At 51.9% G+C, this 24,094-nt stretch carries 20 protein-coding genes; 12 read left to right on the top strand and 8 right to left on the bottom strand.

From position 1 onward, the window contains the following. Positions 1–10: 10 nt before the first annotated feature. Positions 11–715: a response regulator gene (locus tag ACMYR3_RS13115; RefSeq protein WP_424192383.1), complete on the bottom strand. Its 705-nt coding sequence runs from the start codon at positions 713–715 to the stop codon at positions 11–13. A gap of 72 nt (positions 716–787) precedes the next feature. On the opposite strand from ACMYR3_RS13115, the gene ACMYR3_RS13110 reads away from it, so the two are divergent. From ACMYR3_RS13110 to adk, 11 genes are all read left to right on the top strand, one after another. Then, positions 788–2,179: an ATP-binding protein gene (locus ACMYR3_RS13110; RefSeq protein WP_424192382.1), complete on the top strand. Its 1,392-nt coding sequence runs from the start codon at positions 788–790 to the stop codon at positions 2,177–2,179. Between the two features lie 57 nt (positions 2,180–2,236). Next, entirely contained in the window at positions 2,237–2,878 is a 642-nt protein-coding gene (plsY, locus tag ACMYR3_RS13105; protein WP_424192381.1) for a glycerol-3-phosphate 1-O-acyltransferase PlsY, read from the top strand. 57 nt (positions 2,879–2,935) lie between these two features. After that, positions 2,936–3,808, top strand: coding sequence for an alpha/beta hydrolase (locus tag ACMYR3_RS13100; RefSeq protein WP_424192380.1), 873 nt, complete (start codon positions 2,936–2,938; stop codon positions 3,806–3,808). Between the two features lie 40 nt (positions 3,809–3,848). Beyond that, entirely contained in the window at positions 3,849–4,094 is a 246-nt protein-coding gene (locus ACMYR3_RS13095; protein WP_424192379.1) for an acyl carrier protein, read from the top strand. Positions 4,095–4,105: 11 nt separating this feature from the next. Next, positions 4,106–5,368: a beta-ketoacyl-[acyl-carrier-protein] synthase family protein gene (locus ACMYR3_RS13090; protein WP_424192378.1), complete on the top strand. Its 1,263-nt coding sequence runs from the start codon at positions 4,106–4,108 to the stop codon at positions 5,366–5,368. A 423-nt stretch (positions 5,369–5,791) separates the two neighbouring features. Continuing rightward, complete coding sequence (locus ACMYR3_RS13085) at positions 5,792–6,454, top strand: MotA/TolQ/ExbB proton channel family protein (RefSeq protein ID WP_424192377.1); 663 nt, start codon at positions 5,792–5,794, stop codon at positions 6,452–6,454. Further along, entirely contained in the window at positions 6,451–6,906 is a 456-nt protein-coding gene (locus ACMYR3_RS13080) for an ExbD/TolR family protein (RefSeq protein WP_424192376.1), read from the top strand. The genes ACMYR3_RS13085 and ACMYR3_RS13080 overlap by 4 nt, the downstream gene beginning before the upstream one ends. 71 nt (positions 6,907–6,977) lie before the next feature. Further along, positions 6,978–8,018, top strand: a complete 1,041-nt coding sequence (gene lpxK, locus ACMYR3_RS13075; protein WP_424192375.1) for a tetraacyldisaccharide 4'-kinase — start codon at positions 6,978–6,980, stop codon at positions 8,016–8,018. Then, positions 8,011–8,202, top strand: a complete 192-nt coding sequence (locus ACMYR3_RS13070) for a Trm112 family protein (RefSeq protein WP_424192374.1) — start codon at positions 8,011–8,013, stop codon at positions 8,200–8,202. Before lpxK ends, ACMYR3_RS13070 begins: the two co-directional genes overlap by 8 nt. 28 nt (positions 8,203–8,230) lie before the next feature. Beyond that, a complete protein-coding gene (gene kdsB / locus ACMYR3_RS13065) occupies positions 8,231–9,028 on the top strand; it encodes a 3-deoxy-manno-octulosonate cytidylyltransferase (RefSeq protein ID WP_424192373.1) in 798 nt (265 codons plus the stop codon). 161 nt (positions 9,029–9,189) lie between these two features. Beyond that, entirely contained in the window at positions 9,190–9,843 is a 654-nt protein-coding gene (gene adk / locus ACMYR3_RS13060; RefSeq protein WP_424192372.1) for an adenylate kinase, read from the top strand. A gap of 200 nt (positions 9,844–10,043) precedes the next feature. Here the strand turns inward: adk and pelG are convergent, their stop codons facing one another. From pelG to ACMYR3_RS13025, 7 genes are read right to left on the bottom strand one after another with little or no spacing between them, the layout of a single operon-like run. Continuing rightward, positions 10,044–11,414: an exopolysaccharide Pel transporter PelG gene (gene pelG / locus ACMYR3_RS13055; protein ID WP_424192371.1), complete on the bottom strand. Its 1,371-nt coding sequence runs from the start codon at positions 11,412–11,414 to the stop codon at positions 10,044–10,046. 5 nt (positions 11,415–11,419) lie between these two features. Then, positions 11,420–13,069, bottom strand: a complete 1,650-nt coding sequence (gene pelF / locus ACMYR3_RS13050; RefSeq protein ID WP_424192370.1) for a GT4 family glycosyltransferase PelF — start codon at positions 13,067–13,069, stop codon at positions 11,420–11,422. Further along, positions 13,066–14,064 (bottom strand): hypothetical protein, encoded by a 999-nt coding sequence (locus ACMYR3_RS13045; protein ID WP_424192369.1) that lies wholly within the window; start codon positions 14,062–14,064, stop codon positions 13,066–13,068. The genes pelF and ACMYR3_RS13045 overlap by 4 nt, the downstream gene beginning before the upstream one ends. Next, positions 14,057–15,493: a PelD GGDEF domain-containing protein gene (locus ACMYR3_RS13040; protein WP_424192368.1), complete on the bottom strand. Its 1,437-nt coding sequence runs from the start codon at positions 15,491–15,493 to the stop codon at positions 14,057–14,059. Before ACMYR3_RS13040 ends, ACMYR3_RS13045 begins: the two co-directional genes overlap by 8 nt. Then, positions 15,490–16,068 (bottom strand): penicillin-binding protein activator LpoB, encoded by a 579-nt coding sequence (locus ACMYR3_RS13035; protein ID WP_424192367.1) that lies wholly within the window; start codon positions 16,066–16,068, stop codon positions 15,490–15,492. The genes ACMYR3_RS13040 and ACMYR3_RS13035 overlap by 4 nt, the downstream gene beginning before the upstream one ends. Positions 16,069–16,098: 30 nt before the next feature. Beyond that, entirely contained in the window at positions 16,099–20,295 is a 4,197-nt protein-coding gene (locus tag ACMYR3_RS13030; protein WP_424192366.1) for a tetratricopeptide repeat protein, read from the bottom strand. After that, positions 20,246–23,101, bottom strand: a complete 2,856-nt coding sequence (locus ACMYR3_RS13025; RefSeq protein ID WP_424192365.1) for a bifunctional glycoside hydrolase 114/ polysaccharide deacetylase family protein — start codon at positions 23,099–23,101, stop codon at positions 20,246–20,248. The genes ACMYR3_RS13030 and ACMYR3_RS13025 overlap by 50 nt, the downstream gene beginning before the upstream one ends. A 131-nt stretch (positions 23,102–23,232) precedes the next feature. Between ACMYR3_RS13025 and lgt the strand changes: the two genes are divergently transcribed. Continuing rightward, positions 23,233–24,051, top strand: coding sequence for a prolipoprotein diacylglyceryl transferase (gene lgt, locus ACMYR3_RS13020; protein WP_424192364.1), 819 nt, complete (start codon positions 23,233–23,235; stop codon positions 24,049–24,051). Positions 24,052–24,094: the final 43 nt, after the last annotated feature.

The raw sequence follows: 24,094 nt of genomic DNA, 5'->3' as shown, positions 1-24,094 counted from the left end.
TAGGCTCAGCCTATAAGTTGGGAACAAACATATAACCCGAGCCACGAATCGTGCGGATATAGGTGGGATTGCCTGGTAGCGGCTCCAGCACTTTACGTAACCGAGAGATCATCACATCAATGGTGCGATCCAGTGGGTCCGATTCCTTGCCGCGATAAAACTGTGATAACTCGTCGCGTGACAAGGCACGATTGGGGTTTTCCGAAAGAATTCGCAGCAGTTCAAATTCACCGGCAGTGAGCATGATGGGGGAACCATCCTTTTCCAGGCAATGCGCCTGAATATTGAGGGTGAAAGGGCCAAAGCGCAGCTTGCCTGCTTCAGCCATTTTAAAATCACCTTGTTTGTCAACCCGCCGCATGATGGCGCGGATTCGTGCTACCAGTTCTCGTGGATCAAATGGCTTGACGATATAGTCGTCGGCACCCAGTTCCAGCCCAATAATGCGATCTTCGCGTTCGCCACGGGCAGTCAGCATCATGATGGGTAAATGTTGTTTTTCTTGCCGCAGGCGTTTGCAGATGGCAAAACCGTCTTCGCCCGGCAGCATCAGATCCAAAATCACCAGATCGAGTGAATGGGCTGCAATCATTTGGTAGGCTTCGGTCGCATTGGCGGCGCCATAGGTTTCAAAACGCTGTGTGGTCAGATATTCGCAAAGAACTTCGCGCAAATCGGGGTCGTCATCGACGACAAGGATGCGAATTGGATTCATGTTTGTAATGACTGGTGGGCGACTTGTTAAACTTATCAGTATAAGCGCCTCATCGTGGCGCCAGGTTGACATATGATAAATCGGTTTTTACCCCAATCCCTCTTTGTTCGTATCGTGCTGATCGTTGTTGGCGGTTTGTTGATCAGTGAAATTATCGGTGGTCTGATCCTGATTAATGAGCTCGATGATCTGATGTTACGCAGTTCACTGCTGCACATCAGCAAAAGGATTGATGATCGGGTGACTTTGCTGGAAAGCGTGCCGCGTGAAAGTCGTCTTGCTCAATTAAGTTATCTCAATCAGGTTGGGTTGAAAACCGAACTGTTTGAAACCGAAACCAAATTGCCGGACGTGACTGATGAACGCGCCGAGTCAGATTTATTTGTGGCGATATTAAGGGCCCGCCTGGGTAATGACCGGCATATCCAGGCGCAAGTGGTCAGCGCCGAATCATCTGAGCGGATGCGTTTGATGTCAACTGCGGTAGTCGGTAATTCGACCAATCTGGAGCATTACAGCGTTGATTATTGGGTGCAGTTGCGTTTGCGGGATGGCGAGATCGTCCGTTTTCATTACGAAGACCCCAGCAATCGTCCGAGTTTTGCTTTGTCTCGTCTGGTGATGGACATGTTTTTGCGCCTGGTGATGGTGATTGTCGTGGCATTGGCGACCACCCGCCTGGCGATGCGGCCGCTGAAACAATTGGCCAATTCTGCCGAGGCTCTGGGGCGTGATTTGCGCCGTGAGCCAATGCCTGAAACAGGATTGCTGGAGGTGCGTTCGACGGCGCGAACATTTAATCAGATGCAAACCCGCTTGATGAATTATCTGGATGACCGAACCCGAATTCTGGCGGCGATTTCGCATGATCTACGCACGCCGCTGACCCGCTTGCGGATTCGACTTGAAATGCTTGAGCCGGGTAATCAGCGCGTCAAGCTGGTCAATGATGTTGATGAGATGCGACAAATGGTGGAAGCAACCTTGGATTTTGTCCGAGGCGTGATTCAGACCGAGTCCGATACGACTTTTGACTTGCTTGTTTTGCTCAACGAGATTCATCAAGGGATGGGCGAAGAGGCCAGTCGCCTGACAGTGGCTGGCGAGCCGACACCCTTTCAGGGTAAACATCTTTCTCTCAAACGTTGTCTGGTCAATTTGATCGAAAATGCCCTGCGTTACGGTGAGAGTGCTGACGTGCGTGTCATTGATCAAGATGAGCAAGTGACGATTGTCATTAGCGACAAGGGGCCTGGTATTGCGGTTGAGGAATTGGATCGGGTATTTGAACCGTTTTACCGGATTGAGGGGTCACGTTCAAAAGCGTCAGGTGGAATTGGTCTGGGTTTGTCGATTGCCCGCGATATTGCTCAGGCACATGGTGGCCAATTGATCTTGAGTAATCGTCGTGAGGGTGGACTGGACGCGATACTGATTTTGCCAAGACATTTGAATGCTCATTAAGTATTCCTTCAGCTGCGCCTGTTAATATGCGGCTCCTGTCATTTTTGACTGAACACCATGCAGATCGACATCATTTTTGCCTTATTGGCCTATTTACTCGGTTCGGTTTCTTTTGCTGTTCTGGTGAGCAAAGTCTATGGCTTGCAAGACCCGCGCACCTTTGGTTCAAAAAATCCTGGCGCTACCAATGTTTTACGGACTGGTCATAAAGCTGCGGCGTTACTGACCCTATTGGGCGATGGTTTCAAAGGGTGGCTGGCCGTGTTTCTGGCCAATTATTTTGGACCACAATTTGGACTTTCTGCTTTAGGGCAGGCAATGGTCGTGTTGGCCGTGTTTTTGGGTCATTGCTTTCCATTGTGGCATCGATTCCAGGGTGGTAAAGGTGTGGCCACAGCGCTGGGCGTCTTGTTGGCCGTTAATGGCTGGCTTGGCTTGGCAACCTTGACGACTTGGCTGGTGGTGGCCTATGCCTTCAAATATTCGTCGCTCGCAGCACTAATGGCAGCTATATTTGCGCCGTTTTACACATTCTTATTATTTGGGATCAAACCAATTGCCTTGGCAGTTGGTATCATGAGCATAGTGTTAATTCTGCGACATCGCAGCAATATCAAAAAGCTTTTTGCGGGAGCAGAAACACGCATCGGTCAGAAGAAAAATGATAAAAAATCTGAAGATAAAAACAGTAGCTCGTAAACCGCCCGGTTCTTGATCCGTTAAAAAAACACAACAAGAGCTCGGCTAGGAATGGTGATGAAAACATTGGAATGGAAAGGTGGTCGACACGCCGTACTGGCTTTGCACGGGCTATTGAGCTGCCCGGTAGAGATGCAGTATGTTGGCCGTATGTTGGCCAAGTCAGGTTATGCAGTCCGGGCGCCGGTCATCAAGGGCTATAGTTTTGCCACTTTAGGTACCACCAAAGTGGCTACGGCAGAGCATTGGCTGGCGGAGGTTGAAAATCATTTCAACGACCTCAAGCGTCACCACGATACTGTCAGTGTGACCGGCCTATGTATTGGTGCGGTATTGGCCATGAAACTGGCGATTCGACGTGGTAGTGATGTGGCGGCACTTGGTTTGCTGGCGCCGGTGCTGGCTTATGATGGTTGGGGTTTACCACGCTCCAAGGTGCTATTGCCTTTGGCAATGCACACACCCTTGCGACATGTCTGGAAATATAAAGAACGTTTCCCCTACGGTTTGAAAAATGAAAATATGCGCCGCTGGATTGAGGCCGAAATGAAGGCCAAAACCAATTCGATTGCGGGCGCAGCCAGTCTTTCGGGTGAGGGCATTTATCAGGCGCACCGTCTGATTGGCAAAGTCAAGCGGCAGTTGCGTGATGTGACTGTGCCCACCCTGATTGTGCATGCCCTGGAAGATGATGTCACCAGTATCAAGAGCGCTAATCTGATCGAATCACGGATCAGTTCATCGATCCAGCGCAAGGTCCTGCTGCATAATAGCTATCATATGGTGACGTTGGATAATGACAAAGATCAGGTGGCATCGGAAACGATTGCTTTCTTTGATCAATATGCCATTCATAAAAACGAAGCTCCCGAGCCTGTCAATAATGTTCTGCCGCTCGGCGGCAAGCCGACACTTGTCCAAGTGGCCTGATTTTGGCAAGATGCCATTGTTTCCCTGTTAACGACTTACTATGACGACCCAATCCATTGATGTTGTGATTCCCATGCTGGCTGAACGGCTGGATGTTGATGCTGCCACGATTACTGCCGATACCGAGCTGGAAACGCTGGGTGCGGATTCGCTGACCGTCATTGAATTGATCTTTGATCTGGAAGACAAGTTTGGTGTCAAACTGGGCGATGAGCGTCCCGAGTTGAAAAAGGTCAGTGATATTGCCGATACCATTGATCGCCTGGTCAGCCAGAAAGCAGGTTGACGGGTCACCGGATGACACTCAATCGCGTTGTCATTACCGGCATGGGTGCCATTGCATCCATTGGCAGTTCGCCAGAAGAAATCTACACGCATGCGCTGGAACAACATTCTGGCGTCGTCTCGATCGCATCTTTTGCGGCGCAATTAAATTTGCAGGCGGTGGCTAAAACCCAGCTTGCCGCGGGCGTGGTGGCGCCGGTACAGTTTGATATCGCTGCGCAATTCTCCCGTTCCGAGTTATCCCTGCTGGATCGTGTAGCGCAACTGGGTGTGTATGCAGCGCGTCAGGCGGTGATGCAATCAGGGCTCAATGTGACGCCTGAATTGCTGGATGAAGCCAGCGTTTATTGGGGCTCTTCAATGGGCGGTGCCAATTCGCTGGAAGCAGGATATATCGATCTGTTTCTGGAGGGTAAAGGCCGGGTTCGACCATTTTCCATCATGACCACCATGAATAATTCCACCGCGGCTCATATTGCCTTGCAATATGGCATGCATGGTTCGGTGCTGACGTATTCGAGTGCGTGCGCGTCTTCAGCGCAGGCGATTGGCGAGGCGTATCGCGCCATTCGCCTGGGTGTGACGGAACGGGCGGTCGTGGGGGGGTCTGAAGCCATGCTTACTACCGGCGTGCTGAAAAGCTGGGAGGCTTTGCGGACCCTGGCGGTTGCCGATCCAAGCGATTGCTCGCGTTCCTGCAAACCATTTTCTGCCAACCGTAGTGGCCTGGTGGTTGGCGAGGCTGGCGCTGCATTGGTGTTGGAATCCCTGGCATCGGCGCAGGCACGCGGTGCGGTGATTCTTGCCGAGCTGGCTGGCTATGGCAGCAGCAATGATGCCACCCATATGACCAAGCCGGACATGGCCGGGCAAGTGCGGGCGATCCATCAGGCTCTATCCTGCGCTGGCTTGAATGCCGCTGATATTGGCTATATCAATGCACATGGCACCGCCACAGCGGCGGGTGATCAGGTTGAATCAGCAGCCATTCGGGCGGCCTTTGGTGCGCATGCCGATCAATTGGCAGTCAGTTCGACCAAGGCCGTGCACGGCCACACGCTGGGGGCTGCCGGGGCGCTGGAAGCGATCATTACCATTCAGGCTCTATGTGAGCGGCAACTACCGCCCACAGCACATCTGGAACAACCTGACCCGGACTGTAATTTGGACTATCTACCCACAGGCGCACGTTCGGCCCCGCAACTGCGCGCGGCACTCTCAAGCTCTTTTGCTTTTGGCGGTGCCAATGCGGTGCTGGTATTTCGGTCTTTCTGATACTCTGGGTCAGTAAAAAAATAGACCTAATAAATACGCACTTATCAAGTCAGTTATAGTATTTACTCCGGGTGAGTATGATGTATTTTGAGGTTTTTTGCGGGTTTTGATGACGTCTGTGATACTGCCTAAAAATCGAGCGGGACCAATTGGGTGGCGCAAAATCAGGTCAAAAAGGTTTGCTGCAGTGCGATATGCACAACTTTATCCACAGAAAGCTGGGATAAGTTCTCAAATCACGACATGATGTAAAACAGGTTTGAAATTGCCAGGTAAGCGGTAGAATGGCAGGCTATGTAGCGGTGCTGGCGAGCGCCATTGGATGATGCCGGATGCACGATGTGGTGCCAAGATATCTGGCTACAATGGCAGGAGCGCAGAACTTAAAAATGCGCATCAGTTGACCAATAATTAGGGGGCAGTTTGTTTTCCATCATTCAAAGTGCGGGCTGGCCGATTTATCCTTTACTGATTGCCTCGGTAATCGCGGTGTCGTTGATCATTGAACGATTTCTTTCTTTACGCCGTGACAAGATCATTCCTTCCCATTTGTTAGCCGAAGTGCTGAGTGTGGTGCGTAACAAGCAGCTTACGGTGGAGGCAGTTGAAAAGCTCGGCCGTAATTCGCCACTCGGTTTTGTCTTGGCCGCAGGCCTGCGTTATCTGGCGCTGACGCCCAGTCCATCACGCGAAGGTGTTAAAGAAGCTTTGGAAGATGCCGGGCATACCGTGGCTGCCAAGCTCGAAAAATATCTCAATGCACTGGGTACCATTGCTTCGATTGCTCCCTTGATGGGTTTGTTTGGCACCGTGATTGGCATGATCGAAATTTTTGGTGCGCAAGGCAGCAGCGCGGCTGTGGTGGCCAATCCGCAGCAGTTGGCGCATGGTATTTCGGTGGCCTTGATCAACACCGCCTTTGGTTTGGCCGTGGCGATTCCCACCTTGATTTTTTATCGTGTCTTGCGCGGCAAGATTGATGTCCTGTTGTTGCAGCTCGAAGACCAGTCACTCAAGTTTCTCGAACAAGGACTGGTATACAAGCCATCCGGTACTGGTGAGCATCGTCCGGGGCTGGATGTATGAACTTTCGTTCCAGTCGTTCCCGCCACCGCACGGCTGGCAATGAAGAACCAGAAATCAATCTGATTCCTTTCATTGATGTATTGCTGGTGATTCTGATTTTCATGATGGTCACCACCACCTATCAAAAATATGCGGAACTGCAGATCAATCTGCCATCCACCAATGCCATCAATGATCCAGCCCAGGCTAAACCAGTTGAAGTGTTGGTGTCGGTGAATGCCGAAGGCAAATACACCATTGATGGTCAACCAGTTAACGCCCGCAATGCAGCTGATCTGAGCACATTGCTGGGTGAGCGAGCACCCAATGGCCAGGTTGATGGTGTGCCGGCGATTCTGATCATTTATGCGGATGGTAATGCAACTCATCAATCCGTCATGAATATTATGGAAGCCGCTCGCAATGTTGGCATTCACCAGCAGACCATCGCTACCCAGACCACGGCACAATAAAGTGTTGCCTAGCCCGGGTTGCCACGTTTGTGTTCCCTGCGGTTGGTCGGGTTGGTAATCAGTCTGACTTTATGATCTCTTTGGCGACGCTCCTGCCGCAACGCTGGCAATCCCGCAACTGGCTGACAGTGCTGCTCTGGCCGCTGTCATGGCTGTTTGGTCTGCTCAGTCTGCTGCGTCGATTTGCCTATGTTTTACATATTTTCCCAAGCAAAAAACTGCCTGTGCCAGTTTTGATTGTCGGTAATTTAACGGTTGGCGGCACCGGCAAAACGCCGATGGTCATTGCTTTGGTCGAGGCATTGGCGCGCGCCGGTTTTCGTCCGGGTGTGGTGGCGCGCGGCTATGGTGGTACACAAGCACGCACCAGCGATAGCACTGAGGTGAAATTCAACAGCCTGGCCAGTGCCGTTGGTGATGAACCCTTACTGATTGCACGACGTACCGCCGTGCCGGTTTGGGTTGGGCGTAATCGGCCAGCTGTCGCCAAAGCATTGCTCAAGGCACAGCCTTTGTGCAACGTGATTATTTCTGATGATGGCTTGCAGCACTATGCCTTGCCACGCAAAATCGAGATCACGATTTTTGATGAACGTCTGGCAGGCAATGGCTGGTTGCTGCCAGCAGGCCCCTTGCGTGAACCCTTATGGCGCAAGCGTGATGCCAATGTGATCAACTTGGGTAGCAGTCAACCCAATGAGGCGCTGCTGCAAAAGGCCACTGAGCTGTTAGCGCCAGCACCCACGGCAATGCGTTTAAGTATGCAGCAAGCCATTTATTTGAAGTCTGGAGAAAAGCAGCCGCTCACCGCACTGACTGGTAAAGCGACTTATGCTTGCGCCGGGATTGGCCATCCAGAACGCTTTTTTCAGATGTTGCAACAGCGTGGCCTGACGCTGACACAAACACAGGCCTTGCCCGATCATTTTGATTTTGCAGGCTTTACCCTGCCTGGTGCCGAGGTGGATCTGATCCTGATGACCGAGAAGGATGCAGTAAAATGCCAAGCTATTGCAGCCATCGCCAATGATGCGCGGGTGGCTTATGTACCAATAGAGGCCCAGCTTGATCCTGCCTTGCTGGCACTTGTTTTGAGGAAGTTAAATGGATAGTCGTTTGCTGGACATTCTGGTTTGCCCGCTGTGCAAAGGGCCGTTGAAATATCACAAACCCGAGCAGGAACTGCTTTGTCCCGCGGACAAACTGGCGTTTCCGATTCGGGATGGCATTCCCGTCATGCTGGTTGATGAGGCCCGTCATCTGGATGGAACGACAGCCGTTGGTCATTCAGCCTGAACGCGGTGCATTGAGAGCGGATTCTTTGATGGCAGATTTTTTAATTGTGATTCCGGCACGCCTGGCTTCATCGCGGTTGCCCAATAAACCGTTGGCCGATATTGCTGGCAAACCAATGATTGTGCGGGTGGCCGAGCAGGCTGCCAAAACAGGTGCATGGATTGTGGTCGCCGCTGATGATCCGTCGATTCATGAGGCGGTTTTGCAGGCTGGCTTCGAGTCGGTGCTGACCCGAGTCGATCATCCTTCCGGTACCGATCGTCTGGCGGAAGTGGTTGAGTTGCTGGGTCTGGCCGATGACACCATCATCGTCAATGTCCAGGGTGATGAGCCGTTGATTGATCCGGCCCTCATTGAGTCGGCCGCGCAGGCTCTGATTGATTATCCTGATTGTGCGATTGCCACGGTGGCGCATCCCATTCTTACCATGGCTGATTTTCTTAATCCCAATATCGTCAAGGTCACCCTGGATGCACAGGGCCGGGCGCTGACCTTTTCGCGTGCGCCGCAACCCTGGCCGCGTGATGCCTTCACGGGCGGTCTGCTGCAACTGGATCCAGACCAGCCCTTGCCGGTTGCTCTTCATGAAATGGCGTTGCGCCATGTGGGGTTGTATGCTTATCGTGCCCGCTTTTTGAAGACTTATCCCAAGCTCTCGGTGGCACCCATTGAAAAGATTGAGGCACTTGAGCAGATGCGCGCGCTTTGGCATGGTTTTGAGATTGCCGTGCATATAAGCCATGCGGCTTCTCAGGCAGGGGTGGATACCGCAGAAGATTTGGCAAGAGTACGCCTCTTTTATGACAATTCAGCTTCATGTAAATAAAATCGGTAGAATTGGCGGTTCTTATAATTAAAGCTTTCTGCCTGATGCATGCAGCGTTGCTCAAAGCGCGCAGCAGGTTGGGCAAGGAGACTCACCAAGCAGTGATCATTCACGCACCCTGACCAGATAAACATTCAATTAAATCTAACTTTGGAGAATCTATGCGTTTAATCTTGTTGGGACCACCCGGTGCAGGCAAGGGTACTCAGGCCACGTTCATTAAAGAAAAGTTTGGTATCCCGCAAATTTCCACCGGCGATATGTTGCGCGCTGCAGTCAAGGCAGGCACGCCCCTGGGTCTGGAAGCCAAAAAAGTGATGGATTCAGGTGGTCTGGTATCCGATGACATCATCATTGGTCTGGTGAAGGATCGTCTCAAAGAAGCTGATTGCGCCAACGGCTATCTGTTTGATGGTTTTCCACGCACCATTCCCCAGGCTGATGCCATGAAGGATGCTGGCGTCAAGATTGATTATGTGCTGGAAATTGATGTACCTTCCGAAGCCATTATCGAGCGGATGAGTGGTCGTCGTGTTCACGTGGCCAGTGGTCGTACTTATCATGTCAAATTCAATCCACCCAAAGTGGCAGGTAAAGATGACGTGACCGGCGAAGACCTGATTCAGCGGGATGATGACCGTGAAGACACCGTCAAAAAACGTCTGGATGTGTATCGTGATCAGACTGCGCCCTTGGTTGATTATTATTCCAAATGGTCGGCAACCGGTGATGCCATCGCTCCGCAATATCGCAAGATTGCAGGTGTTGGTTCAGTCGATGCGATTCGTGACGCCGCTTTTGCTGCATTGAAATAAATCGTGTGCCTGCTGGGTTGATTCATCAACCTGGTAAAACGACAAACCCCGCATCAAGCGGGGTTTGTCGTTTAGGAGCGGAATTTTCTGCTGCTGCAAGTCTTAAGAAGGTACTTTTTAAGGAGTATAGGCTAAATATAGGTGCTCAAGTGCTTATATATTGATTCTTGTTTTTTACTGGTGGATAGTATATCTCCACATTATTGCAGCATGAAGGTTTCGTATTCGAGTGAGTCGAGTTTACTGTTGAGCAGGTAAAAACCGAGCAGCACCACGCAGAGCATGGCAATGGCAAAGCCATAGCCGTAGAAGGCCGGACCAAGGTAGAGGGTGATGGCGGTGAAAATGGTATTGAGTACCACGAACAGGCCAGTGAGAAAAAGCACGATGCGGCGCTTGTCGAGATAGAAGAAAACGTTGACCACGCCCAAAAATACCACCTGCAGACTGGCGCCGATCACATCGATATAGAGCAGCGGCAAATACAGTTCCGAGATGCCCAGCCAGCGCAGCAGGTTATCACCCACCACAAACAGCATGAGTGTGGCGATCGCCTGAATTTTGATGATTTCATAAATGCCTAAACGCACTGTGTCGACCATGGCGTTACGGCTTTTCTCAATGGTCTCCAGTGAGCCCCCTTCGCGCACGGCGGAGTAGAAGGAATCATAAAATTCGACAAAGTCGGTTTCCAGTCGCACCAGAAAAATCGCCATGCCGGGGATGATGGACATATAGGCCAGAAATACCGGCAAGTCATAAATCAGTGAAGCGCGTAACGGCCCGATCACATTTTGGCTGGTAGCCGGAAAGTACCAGAACATGAACTTGTCGATCCACACGCCGAGGTTGTAAAACAGGCCGATCCAGGCCAGACTGGGATAAAACTTGTCTTTGTGGAAAGCTTCGAACGAGATAAAACGGCGCGCCGGATAGTTGCGCAGGATCATGACCATCATGCCCACCAACAGTACGATCTGCCCGGTGATAAAGCCAATTAGCAGGCCTTCCAGATTGAGGTGCCGCAATAGCATCGCGGCCACCACCGAAATGCTGTAGCCCAGAAAATAGAGCAGTACGATTTCCTTGTATTGCTTCATGCCTGACAAAAAGATGGTGGCAATCCAGATATTGCTGATGATGACAAAACCGCCGAGCATCATCAGCCGATACAAAATGCTTTGCTCGGGAAAAAGAAACACGGCCGCCAGTGCACCCAATATGCCAGCCGCCAGGGTGACGGTGAGTGACACCAGATTGAAGTTGGACAGCACAATATCATTGCGTTTTTCAAACAGGCGGTCGGCGGTAAAACGTGTAAAGGCGAGCTGCAGCGTGCCGGTGAGAATCAGCGAAGCGGCAATCAGGTAGGTGACGGAAACCTGAAACTGGGTAATCAAAAACGAGGGGACAACAATCGTGACACTGGCCAGACCGATGATGAGAATTCCCACAATCGATAAAATCCACGGGCCCGAGCTGATGATGCCTGCATAGGCATAAGCCTGCAGCATGCCCAGCAGCGTGTCGCGCTTGAGCAATTTGCGAAGTTCAAAGCCGATGCCTGCCATGAGATTCAGGCCTGATGTCCGGTGATGGGGCAACGCAAAGGTGCAGCATTGCTATTATTGGTGGAGGTAGTCAAGTCGCTATTGTTGGTATCACCATTCTCAGAAAGCGTATTGGTTGGTGCCATGGCCTTTTGATAGAGGTCACGATATTTACCAAACATCATGTCCTGGGTGTAATACTTTTCAACGCGCGCAATTCCCGCTGCCTGAGCTTGGGTCCAGCGCGCCCTGTCGCCCAGCAGATCAACACAGGCTTGTGCCAGTGCTTGTGGATCAGCAATGCGTACCACATCCCCGGCGGCACCGAGCGCCTTGTCTTCGTCGTCAAGGCCAAACATGAGCTGCCGACATGAACCCACGTCGGTAGCCACGGCTGGCACACCAGCGGCAAAACCTTCCAGCAAGACCAGCGGCAAGGCTTCGGAAATGGAGCTCAGGATCACCAGACCGATTTTGGGCATGAGCTCATCAATTTTTTGAAAGCCCAAAAACTTGACGTTATTGGTCAGCCCCAAGCCTTCCACAATCGCATGACATTCACGCGCATAAGCCGGGTCTTCATCTTCGGGGCCAGCAATCCAGCCTTCAGCATCAGGCAGTTGGTTGACCACTGAACGCATGGCACGAATGAAGGTCTTGATGTCCTTGATCGGCACCACCCGCCCAATCAAGCACAGCACGGGAGGTGGATCGGCCGGGCGCTTGTCCCGCAGAGCAGCCAACCTCGGCAGGTTGATGCCATTGGGTATATTGGCCGTGCGTTCAGCAGGAGCGCCATCCTTGACCTGACGCAATCGGTTGACTTCATACAGTGCAATGATGTCATCTGAGGCCGCATAGCACATACGTCCCAGTGACTCGAAGAAGCGAATCCACAAGTCACGAAAATAGGAAAGCTGCGAAGTATCCTTTTCAAATACGCCGCGGTTATCGGCAATCCATTCACTTTGAAACAGATCGATCTTGCGTTCCTTGGTATAGATGCCGTGCTCGGACAGAATCAGTGGTTTTTTGTATTTGGCCTTGAGCATGGCACCCAAGTAACCCGCATAGCCGGTGGAAATCGAGTGAAAGGCTTTGGCTGGAATGAGATTCTGGGTGATTTTGTAAAGTGTCCAGATCGGCGCATGCATGATGCGCACCGTCCAGAAGTAATCGACAAAAGAAGGGTCGGTACAGCGCTCCCGATATTGCTGGGTGATGTAGTCCCAGGATTGGCGACCATATAAAAACTCTTCATTACCCATCAGCCCACCTGGCCCCATTTCCTGCGTGATGGATTGCATGACCTCAAATAGCTCGGTCACATTCGCGCCTTTTTTGTCGCGCAATACATCATGGGTATGTTGCATGCTGGCCAGCGCGCCTTTCTTACCGGTCAGCTTGTGCATGTCGGCAGCCAGGGGTACAGCATGTTTGCTGTGCAGATAATGACATTCCAGGTGCACAAAGTTATCGGGCAGGGCGTACTTCATCTCGCCATAATCACTTTCCTGACTGCCAATGAAGACCGCACCAAAGCGGTATTCGGGAAAGCCACGAATGATCTGATTGACCCAGCTGGACACCCCACCGCTCACATAGGGAAAGGTGCCTTCCAGCAGCAGCATGACATCCACTTCAGTGGCTTTGGGGTGAACCGGTGGGTGACTCATGCGGCTGCCCAATAATTTTGAATGGGTACCAGCGCAGGAGAGTTGGCGTACTGCGCCTGCTCACGCATCAGCTGGCGGACATCGTCAAAACGGCGCTGCCGAAAACGTAATTCGGACAAATAGGGGAGTAACCGTTCGCGCGGAAAACCACGCAGTTCGCAAAAGCCAAGGGCTTCATCTGCGGCCAGCAGATCATTACGGGACAGACCAATCCGGCCCAGCAAAAACCACAAACCGGCATCATCTGGATCTTGTTCCAGTCCCAGTTCGGCATGTTCAAACGCTTCCTGCGCGGCAAAGGTGGCCATATCACCCTGTACCAGGTTTTGATAGATCAGCTCCCAATACAGCTCGGCAATGCGTTTATGCATCTGCTTGGCTTCGCGCCTGTTATGCACGGTTTTCAGTGCTTCCCGCTCGTTCATGATTTTTTGGGTGATCGATTTTTCCTTGCCATCGAGCAGGCCGTAGGCCAGCAGGCGCAGGTCTTCCATCGGGTCGGTCAGCAGCTCACGCAAAATACCACTGGTAGCGCGAGCGGGGGCATCCTGTACCGCCAGCAGGGCTTGCAAACGGTTGTCTACCGGAACAGAGTAATTACTGAGACGAGCGCGTACCTGGCCGCTGCGAAAACCAGTGCCTTCATGATCGCGATGGGTGTTGTACTCGGGCACGGCAATCGATTCGTATTGTTTCAGCCCCGATAACTTGGGCAAGAGTCGGCTGATGACAAAACCTGCCAGCATCATGATGAAACCCGCTATGGGGATAAAGAAGTTGATGGCAAACAAGTACAGGATCAACCAGCGACGTGGTCGATGGTAAGGTTTGGGCATGAAAGGCGAGAGCACCACCGCAAGCAGAATACTGGCAATCCCGTGCAATAAAAAGTAGGCGAGCAGATAGCTGGTTTGATGGCTACGCAAAAACAGTAAGCCCAGCGAAGCCAGTTCGGTGGCAATCGCAACGGGCAATATTTTGAGCAGACTAAACATGGCACAGTGCGACCAGGTTGGCCAAGGTGTGTTGCGGTGATTGCAGGCCCAGCATGACGGTGTGGCTGCCAATGCGGGCTTCCAGAAAACGTTTGCCGGTTTGCATGTGCAAGGCCGATTCAATCCGTGTCAGATAACCTTCCAGACCCGCGCCACCCGCCAGTGGTAGCAGGGTAATGATGGCATTGCGTTCCGGCGTTTGAATTTCCCAGAACACATCGATCTGACGGCGCAGACGCTTGACCTGTTCAAAGAAGTCTAGTGATTCGGTATAGCGCTTGATGTCCAGTGTCGTGCCCAGTTCAAAGACCAGGGCAACAAGAGCGGAGTCCAGTCCTGCCTGTTGTTGAATGCGATGCAGACGCACGATTTCAAGCGCAAATTCCGGTGGGCAATGGGGCACCAGTTCCAGTACCGGACGTGCCGCCTTGGCGGCCAATACGCCATCGGCATAATAGCCACACAGCACGGTAAGCAGTTGCAGAGCTTCAAAGTTGAGCGCAAAAAAAGGCAGCTTCTCAACTGTCAGCATGCCTAGGGTGTCGCCACCACTATCGACCAGCGGCGCGCAGACCAGGTAAGTTTCGACATTGGAGGTGGTGGCATCACGCCGTGCTTGCACATCAGCCTTTTGCAGATGCGAAAGTTCGCCAGTTTGCAAGGCATGGGTGAGCAAACCATTATTTTTTTCGAGTGCATGGGTATCACCGAGTTTGGCTTCGGGATTTTCTTGTACCCGCATATTTTCTACGGAATATAACGAAGCAATTTCCAGCTGAGAGGTTTGTGCCAATAACTGAATGAATTCTTTGGCGCCGGGTAAGGCTGCCGTGGGGTGGGTATCGCCAGGTTTAAAGCGCGCCGCTAATGTGCGCAGGTTGACCAGGGTTTCGCGCAGGGTGGTGGGGCGGGTCAACAAGTCACGTTCCAGCCGTTCGTGTGACAGGCGCAGCAGGAAGTGGTTTTTGGTGAGTGCCGTCAGACGTTCATCCAGATAACCGTTGACGGCCTTGGCGCGTTGCAGTCGCGAGTTCCAGACGTCGGCAAACTGACCACAGATCAGAATCAGGACCAGTCCACCCAAAAAAAACATGCGTGGAAACTCAAGATCGGCGGGCAGCCATTCGAGGCGCAAGCCGGTAAACCAGGCCAGCAGTAATGTCACCACAGACACTGTGCCGGTAACGGAACCATAGCGCAACGCGACTATAGTGGGCATGATCCACATCCAGGGAAAGCCTTCAGTCAACAGGAACGGGTCATCGCGCCGTAACCAGAAGCCTGCCGCCAGTGCGATCAGCGGAAAGCAAATGCTTTCAATCGCGGCCCATAACCATACTGGGCTATTGGTATGCCTGGGTTTACGTGGAAAGAGTAATTTGAATACCCGGCTCGACCAAGAGTCTGGCGACTCCAGTTGCAGACTCATTGGCGTGTGCTGGCCTGTGCAGATTGGGCAACCGGGGCGAGGAGCGAGCGAATCAGCTTTTGTGCCACGGCAGACAGGGCTTCACGGCTCCAGCCGGTTTTGCCGCCGGTGCCGCTCCACACCACCTGTCCGCTTTGCACATCCCACACACGCAAGGTCATGCCAACTGCGGGTTCGCCATCCACGCCAACCTTGTAGCGCCACTCATCTACCGAGCCGGTGACGGCATAAGCAGCATGAATCGACTTGGCCCATTGCAACGCGTTTTCTACTGTTTTGCGTTCGGCTGGTTCAAACAGGGATTCGGTATTGAGGTCGGCAGGATAGTGTTGCAGGGAAACATTGCCGTCAGTGCGCATGACGCTATCAATAATATTTTCCGCACGTAAGCCAGCTTGCGGTGTTTCGGTGTGATTCATCACGGGCAATAGCACCCAGGCTGCTTTAGGCGCAAATGCTGGTGCCTTGCCGATATCCAGCGTGGAACAGGCGCTAATGAGCAAGATACCAGCAAATAAACCGGAAGCCAACAGCCATCTTTTTAATAATGCTTGGGTGCAATGGAATGAAACCAAAATCCTGTCCTTTTACTGATCTTTTACCGATTAAAAATACCAGCGATATTGTGCGCCAAACTCTCTGAATCCATCCGGATTTCCAGGTGTGGCACTGGATTTACTCATGAAGATAGCCAGATGGTCAGTACCAACAATACTGGTCGCTAAACCGGCACGTAAATTGTACCCTTTGCCAGTCACATTGTTGTGGCTAATCCCGGCACTTGCAAAAGGTCGCAATGCGCGGGTGTAATCCTGGTTGAGATTGTCACCACTGCTCAGACTCAAGCCAAATTGTGTATAGCCACGCGGTACAAACAGGTTGGGGCTGATCGTCGTGCTACCGGGCACGATAGGCAACAGCAGATTGCTGACCGAGCCATTGGCATTGAAGCGCGCATAAGTGGCATCTAATCGCGCTGTCAGATCCGGATATTCAAGGCGGGCGCGGCTGCTGGCTTCCAGATTGATGAGTTGTCCGCTACCCAGATATTGACGATCCTGGCTGAAGTAGCGTTGCCAACTGGGTTGGATACTGATGGTTTCGTAGCGCGATACGCGCCACGCTAGATTCATTTCAAACTGATCTTTCATCCCCGTAACGCGCAGATTGCCGCTTTCATTGGCCAGCAGATTGCGACCAAGACTGAAGTTGGCACTCAAGCGATCATCAAGTAAGAGCGCCGGGGTGACCTCATGATCCAGTTTTAAACCACTGTGACTAGCCACCGCCTTGCGTTCAAACAGGGTCAGATGTGTGCGACCCAAAGCGTGTTTCAGACGTGCGGTCAGGCCAACGGTTTGATCGTGACGGGGCAGATTGGTCAGCAAGCTTGGTGCATCACTCGATTGTGTGGTGTCACTGGCAAATACGCCAAGACGAAATTGACCATACCGTAAGCCATAGCCGGGCAGGGTGGCATCAACACGTGTCGTCAACAAATGCAGGGGATATTGGTTGGTCTGCACATGGCTCAGATTGATCTGTTTGGTTTCTTCCGGCGTGGCCAGCAGTGTTTCAACCACGCGACGATGCACATCATCATGCTCGGGTGTCTGGTTCAGTTGGTTAAAGGCCAGCGTTTCGGCCTGTTGATGATTGCCCAGTTTTTTTGCAGCTTCCACCTGATCGGCGGCAGGCAGCCAGTCTTCCAGGGTATCCATGAGGTTTTGCATGGACTGGTGATCTTCTTCGGCCAATGCCAGCGACAACCTTGCCCAACTGGGTTGTGACAGCGATTGTGCGTAATTGGCCAGTAACCATGCATGAGCGGCATCATAGGCCTCATTGGAAAGCAGGTAGGCCAATTTGAGTTCCTTGACCACTGCTGAGACGCGATTGCTTGCAGGATTCAGTTCATCAGTCTGATCAGCTTGCCAAGCCATGCCCGGCAAGACCTTGGCAGGCAGCTTGTGCAGTTGATGGTCAATACTGGCATAGGATGCGGGATTTCTAACATTTCGGCTACGCCCATTGTCACGCCTGACGCTGTCTTGAGCTGCTATTTTTTTAAGCTGTTTGAGCAAGCCCTTCCCCGACAGGGTTTCATCCACAAAGGGATTGTCCAGTGCCAGATCGTTCTTGGAGAAGTCTTGCCATTGATAGCGCTGTTGTTCACGATCCTGATAAACCAGTTGCGTGAGTAATGAACGTGAATCGTCGCCTGGGGCAAATTGCTGTGCCAGGCCAGCCAGACGCAGCGCTTGCTCATGGCGTTGTTCGGGCTTCAGACCTGCTTGCGTTTTGCTGGTGAGCTGCTGATTGCGCAATAGCAAACCACTTTGCCGCCGCCAGCCAGTCCAGACCTGACGGCGTAACTGCCAGGCAGCGTCGCTCATGCCATTGGCATCCAGGCATTCGGCAAAACCCAATTGCCATAAATAATCATGTTGGTTGGACGGTGCCTGTTTGCGGAAGTAAATCAAGGCTTGTGCAGGACGCCCCAACTGCATATGGGCCGCACTAAAAGCTGGCCACAACACACTGTTTTGTTCGGCCGGTTCCCGCAGGTCGATCAACATTTGCTCAATGGCCGGGCGATCATGTTTGGCCAGCAGCAACCAAAGCAAGGCGGCTTGATTGTCGAGGGCATCAGGCTTGATGATCAGCGCGTGTCGATAATCGTTCAGTGCGCCATCCAGCAATCCAATCGATTGCTGATAAAAAGCACGTTGTGCCAGAAAATCTGGATTCTGATTAAGCTGATCCAGCAAAGCTGCGTGTGTCGGTTCGGTGAGGAGTTGCAGCATGCGTGCTATGGCATGCCAGTCATGCAGGCCGAGGTATTGAGCAAAGGCACGCCGATAACTGTTTTCCGAAGGGTGGCGGCGCGCCAGATATTCATTGACCAAAGCACTCTGCTGATCGGCCTGATTGGCACGATAATACTCGGCCAGATTTTGCAGATCAAAATCATTGAACTGTTCCAGTGCCAGCAATTGCTGGTAAGCAAAACCGGTTTCTTTGTCATGATGAGTAAGACCAGCCAGCTCCAGATAAAAATGCCAGTAGGCTTGCTGCTGGGCAAGCGGCAATTGATCCTGTCGATGCAGTGCATTGTTGCGGACGCTGGCCAACACCTGCCAGGCTTCGGCAGGACGATTGTTGATCAGATGGATACGGGCAATTCTGCCGGCGTAATCGAGTTGTTCATCGGGAAATTGCAACAATGCGGTATAGGCGGCAATCGTCATGTCCTGGCGGCCACTGCGCTCAGCCAGGGCGGCGAGCATTTTGAGTATGGATAGCTGTTGCGCACTGAGCGCCTGTTTGCGAATGCCACCCAGATTGATCTGGCTGGATAAAAAAGCAATGGCACTATCAGGCTGTCCCAGTTTTTCATAGAGGCTGACAATATCGTTTAGCAGTGCTGTGTCATGACTGTGCGACCATTTGTGCTGCAGTCCAGCCAGCCAGGCTTCATAGTCAAACATACCGGGGGCGATGCTTAATACCTGAGCCCAGGCCTTTTCATTATTACTGGTCTTGGCGATATGCAGCCATTCCTGCAGGGCGATGTCGGGTCGGGTATTCCATTGCGCCACCAGAGCCAAGCGCTCATGCCAGGCCAACAATTGCGGGACTTGAGCTATGGCCGATTCTGCCACGCGCATGGCATCGTTGAGATTGCGATTGGCCAGAAAGATTTCATAGGCCAAGGTATAGGATGCGTCATTAAAGGGCATACCGATACCATAGGCATCGGGTTTAAGTACCTTGCCTGGTGCGGTATTCGTATTGATATTGGAATCGGTCGTTTCATTCAAGCCTGCTTGATAAGCGGCCAAGACCAGTTGCGGTACATCTTCTTCATAGTCTGGTTTTGTGTCGGCGAGTTGCAACCATTGCAATAACTGCTGCCACCAACTCATGCGCAATAGGCGCTTGGCATATCGTTCGGCCAGATCAAGCTGGTTGGCGGCACGCGCCAATTGCGCCAGATAAGTCAAGGTCTGGTTATCCTCGCTGAGGTTGCCAATCTGTAATTCGGCTTGCTTGAGTGCATCGGTCAGTAAATTGCCTGAACGTAAAATACTCAATGCTTTCAAGAACAGGCTGCGTTGCCGTTCATACGCAGCTGTCTTTTGCCGTGCCTTGAAGTACATCTCGGCAGCGGCTCGATAGTCACCGGTTGAGAGCAGAATGTCGGCCGTCTGAATGAAAAACTCGGCAGAACCATTGGGGTTGGCAATGGCAAGCTGGCGATAGAGTTGTGCCGCCAAGGGCATGTCATTCAGTGCCAAGGCCTTTTTGGCGAGCAGTTCGCGGCGTTCCAGCGTTTGATCCAGTTTGGTCAGTGCGCGCAACTCGATGCGCACTTTTTCCATTGCAGCCAGACGCTCGGGTGAGAGCGCAGGCAAGGCATAGGCTTCCCGCTCGGCCATATCGAGCTGTAACCAACGTACTTCATTTTGCAAGTGTGGATCATGAGTTTGCAGCAGCGGTTGGAGCGCTTCGCGTGCGATGTCGTCATAGCCGAGTTGAATATTCTGTCGGGCTAATACCAGTCGCAAAGCATCTTCGTCGGGTTTGGCAGCCAGCCAGCTATTCAGATAGGCAATGGTCAGTGAGTCGGCCTTTTGCGCTTTGGCCAGTCGTTCTTCCAGGCGTTTTTCTGGAAACACCAAATACAGGGCGAGCGCCATCGCCAGCCCGAAGAGGATGACGATGACCGGCGTGAAGAGCCGTTCCCGTTCACTCTGGGCAGCGTATAGATACCAGCTGGCGCTGCGATTCTTTTGCATAAGTGGTAAAGATGAACTGATCCAGTTGATTGCTCGGGTTCTGCCTGGCCAAAATTTTGTTATTGGCGCTGACCAGACAACGATGGCTATTACCCAGCGTGATGCTGGCCTGATTTAATCCGGAAGGAATATCAAGCTGAAAGCTCATGGCATTGCCTTGGCGTTTGAATTGGCTGATTCGACCGGCTGCCAAGGCAAGGTAAGGCAGGGCTGTTTGAGGTGCGGCGGGCAGGCTCAATACGGCAGTCTTGTCAGTCATATGGGTATAGATAGCGTTGGGTCCAGCAGCATAACCGGCAATGCCCTCACTATTGGCCAAATCGGGCACGCTGGCATTGCCTGGCAGACGCAAGGTGCGAATATCGCCTTGACTCTTGATGTGAATGCGGTGCAGATCGGTATTGTCTTCGGCCAGTTCACGATACATGGTCAGGCTGTCAAAATCGATCACCTTGCGAATGTAGTCAGAGGCGTAAACAGGCAAGACATCTTGTGCCAGCGCATAGCGATAGGCCTTGTCCAAGGCGCCGATGGATGCTGGCTTGCTGGCAGAATAGGTATGGTAATAGATATTGATGGGCTTGAGACGGTAGGGTGTTTCCGTCATGGCAAACGTATCGAGGACTCTTTCAAAACCATAGTAGGGGCCAGTCCATTCATGGGTATAAACGTTTTCATTTTGATTGGCGGCAAAGATTTGCAGTTGACCATTTTTGCGAATGCCTAATGGTGCAATGAATGACCAGGTCGGACGTTGCCGATCGATAAAGGTATCACCACCATTCATATTGAGCAGATGGTTGGCGTAAGTCATGGCGATGGCATCTGCACCTGGCACGCAATTGCCAGTCCAGAGAAAGACTTGAGTCTTTTTCCCGGCAGGCGCCAACTTACTGTCAATGTAATGAGCCGAGCCTTGTATTTCAGTGGCCAGATCAAATTGGTAATTGGGGATGTGCAAGTTATATGAGTCAGCCTCGTTAGTACCGCCCTGTTCCAGTTTGCTCCAGATGAATGGATGGGAAAAAGAGTGGCTGGCAATTTCTACGTTAGGTAATGCAAAGATTTTTCTGGCGATATCTTCCAGAGCCGGAGATAGTTTTGGGTATAGCCCATTGGCGGCAATTTCACCCTGAATGATTGAGACCGTAGAAGGGACGCGATATTTATTTAAAAATTGATTAAGCATTACTTCAGAGGCAAATGGCGTACCGGGAACTTCAGCACGTGAGGCAAAGCCATCACCATCGACATGCACAATCATCAATCGACGACCATTTTCAGTGGTGACATCTGGTGCCGGTAATGCGAGTTCCGGTTGATCGGCTGGCATCAAACTGCGCCGTAAAAACTCTATGGGCTGAATGACCCAGCGGGTCTGATTGATGGCGTTGATCTTGATGAGTGAAAAAGGTGAAAGCGCATAACCACCCCAATCAGTGATGGCGGCTTGGTCAAATTGTTGTCCCAACTCATCTTGAATCTGCAACAGACTGTGTCCCTGACTGTTGAGCTTGATCGGTACGATCATGCCGCGATTCGGTGCGGCAGCAAACTCAAAACTGAGCAATGGATCCTGCTGACTGATGTTGAGTTGCTGGCCTGGTGCTTGATACGTGCTCAGTGAACGCCAGAGTGCCAATCCCAATTGTTTGGCCAGTTTGTTGTCGAGTTCAAATCCAAAATTATTAAAGACGGCGAGACGCAACCCGTCATCCAGTTGACGGCCAAGCCAGTTGGCATAGGTACTTTCACCTCCTTTTGTGTAATTGGCGGCGTCACCAGATGACATCCAGGTGACGATGCCAGCATATCGACCACGCAGCGGATAATTGGGTAAGCCTTGATGGATGTCGATCATGTCAACGCTATAGCCAAGGTAATTGAGTGGCATGACTGCAAAGCGCAATGCATCACTCTCATTCTCGGTTGCGTCCACCGGCTTGTCATAAAGTAGTAGCACTTTTCGCGGCAAGACTTCCACGCTTCCCACGCCCAGCATGTTGATATCACCATTGGTGACCCACGGGATGAAGCCATGCGCCATGATGCGCTTGGCGGTGTCGCGTGCCAGTGCCCGGTTTTTTGGGGCAACGTAATCGATGGCCAGTACTGGCAATTGATATTTGTCCTTGACTTCATTGAGCTTGGCAAGCAGCCATTCGCGATCACTGGCCGGGACTTCCTGATAACGGCGGGTAGCAGGAACCCATTGTTGATAGAGTGATTCTGCCGCCACGGCATACACTTCATTGGCGACATCGGGCAGGATTTCAAAGCCACGATTGAAGATGAGTTTGATGCCGGGATAGCGTTGTCGCAACAAACGTATCACGCGCTTCAGGCCGGCTTCTTGGGCTGTGCGTTCGGCATCGGTTTTGGCAAACAGTTGATAAGAGTCGAGCGTGTCAATAAAGAAGCCGCGATAGCCTTTACTCCAAAGTGGTCCAATCACCCGTTCGGCAAAAAAGGCGGGCCAGTCGGCGGCGGACTGATCAATGGTGTGACTATTCCAGTCTGTGTTGACAGTCTTTAACCAGGTTTGGGGTATGTCTTTTAGGTAGGGGCGACTGGGTTCGATCTCGCCAATGCTGGCATAGGCAAACAGTTCGCTGGTGTTGTTGCTGAGTTCGCGGTAGCGATTGGGGTCAAGTCCTGGGTTGTCGGATTCGACCACCACTACATCAAAGGCTTTGAGTTCATCAAGCGGTGGTTTTTCGCCGTAGTAAAGCGCAATGCTGGGTAGTTTGTGGGCCGCGGCTTGTGCTGTGCTGGCAAGGCAAAACAAACTTAGCGCGATAGTCACGAAAATGCCTGGCAGACGTGACAAAATACGGCCTGCGTAAAACGCTCGGCGGTAGTAAGACAGATCAGCTCGAAAGTGCAGGGCTGACAGCTTGGTACTGCAAGTGGCGTCAATAATTATCAAGGAGCTTTATGCTGGTTCATCCACAGTTTGATGCCGTTGCCGTTTCCCTGGGACCATTAGCAATTCGCTGGTATGGCCTCATGTATGTAGTTGGTTTTATTGCGTTTATTCTACTTGGACGACTACGTGTCAAGCAATCACATATTGCTGCACAAGGCTGGACAATTGAGGAATTAGAGGATTTTTTGTTCTATGGCGTGCTCGGCGTTGTTATCGGGGGACGTCTTGGCTATGTTTTGTTCTACAAACCGAGTCATTTTCTGGCGCATCCAGCCGAAATCATTCAGGTTTGGCAAGGCGGCATGGCGTTTCATGGTGGATTGCTTGGCGTGTTGGCGGCCATGTGGGTGTTCGCTCGCAAACGCGGCAGAACCTTTTTACAGATCGGTGACATGATTGCGCCCTTGGTGCTGGTTGGTTTTGGCATGGTGCGCCTGGGCAACTTCATCAATGGCGAGTTATGGGGGCGACCAGTCATTCCACCTGACAGCTTGCCATGGGCGATGATTTTTCCGCAGGCTGGTGACGGTATCGCGCGGCATCCTTCGCAGCTCTATCAGGCTTTGCTGGAGGGCGTGCTGCTGCTGATCATCATGTGGTGGTATTCGTCCAAACCGCGAGCCGTGTTTGCCAAACCGGGCGCGGTATCGGGGTTGTTTTTGTTGGGCTATGGTCTGCAACGATTTTTGGTGGAATTTACTCGCGAGCCCGATAACTTTTTGGGACTCCTGGCCATGGGTTTGTCGATGGGGCAGTGGCTCTCGGTGCCGATGATCATCGGCGGGATTGGTTTGCTGATCTGGGCCTATGGCAGAAAGCAGGCCTAGATATACACCCTATATGTATTTTTTATAAGCTAATTAAATAGCA

It is taken from the genome of Ampullimonas aquatilis (genome assembly GCF_049675895.1).
GTDB lineage: Bacteria > Pseudomonadota > Gammaproteobacteria > Burkholderiales > Burkholderiaceae_D > Ampullimonas > Ampullimonas aquatilis.
This window is presented reverse-complemented; position numbering and strand designations above follow the sequence as displayed.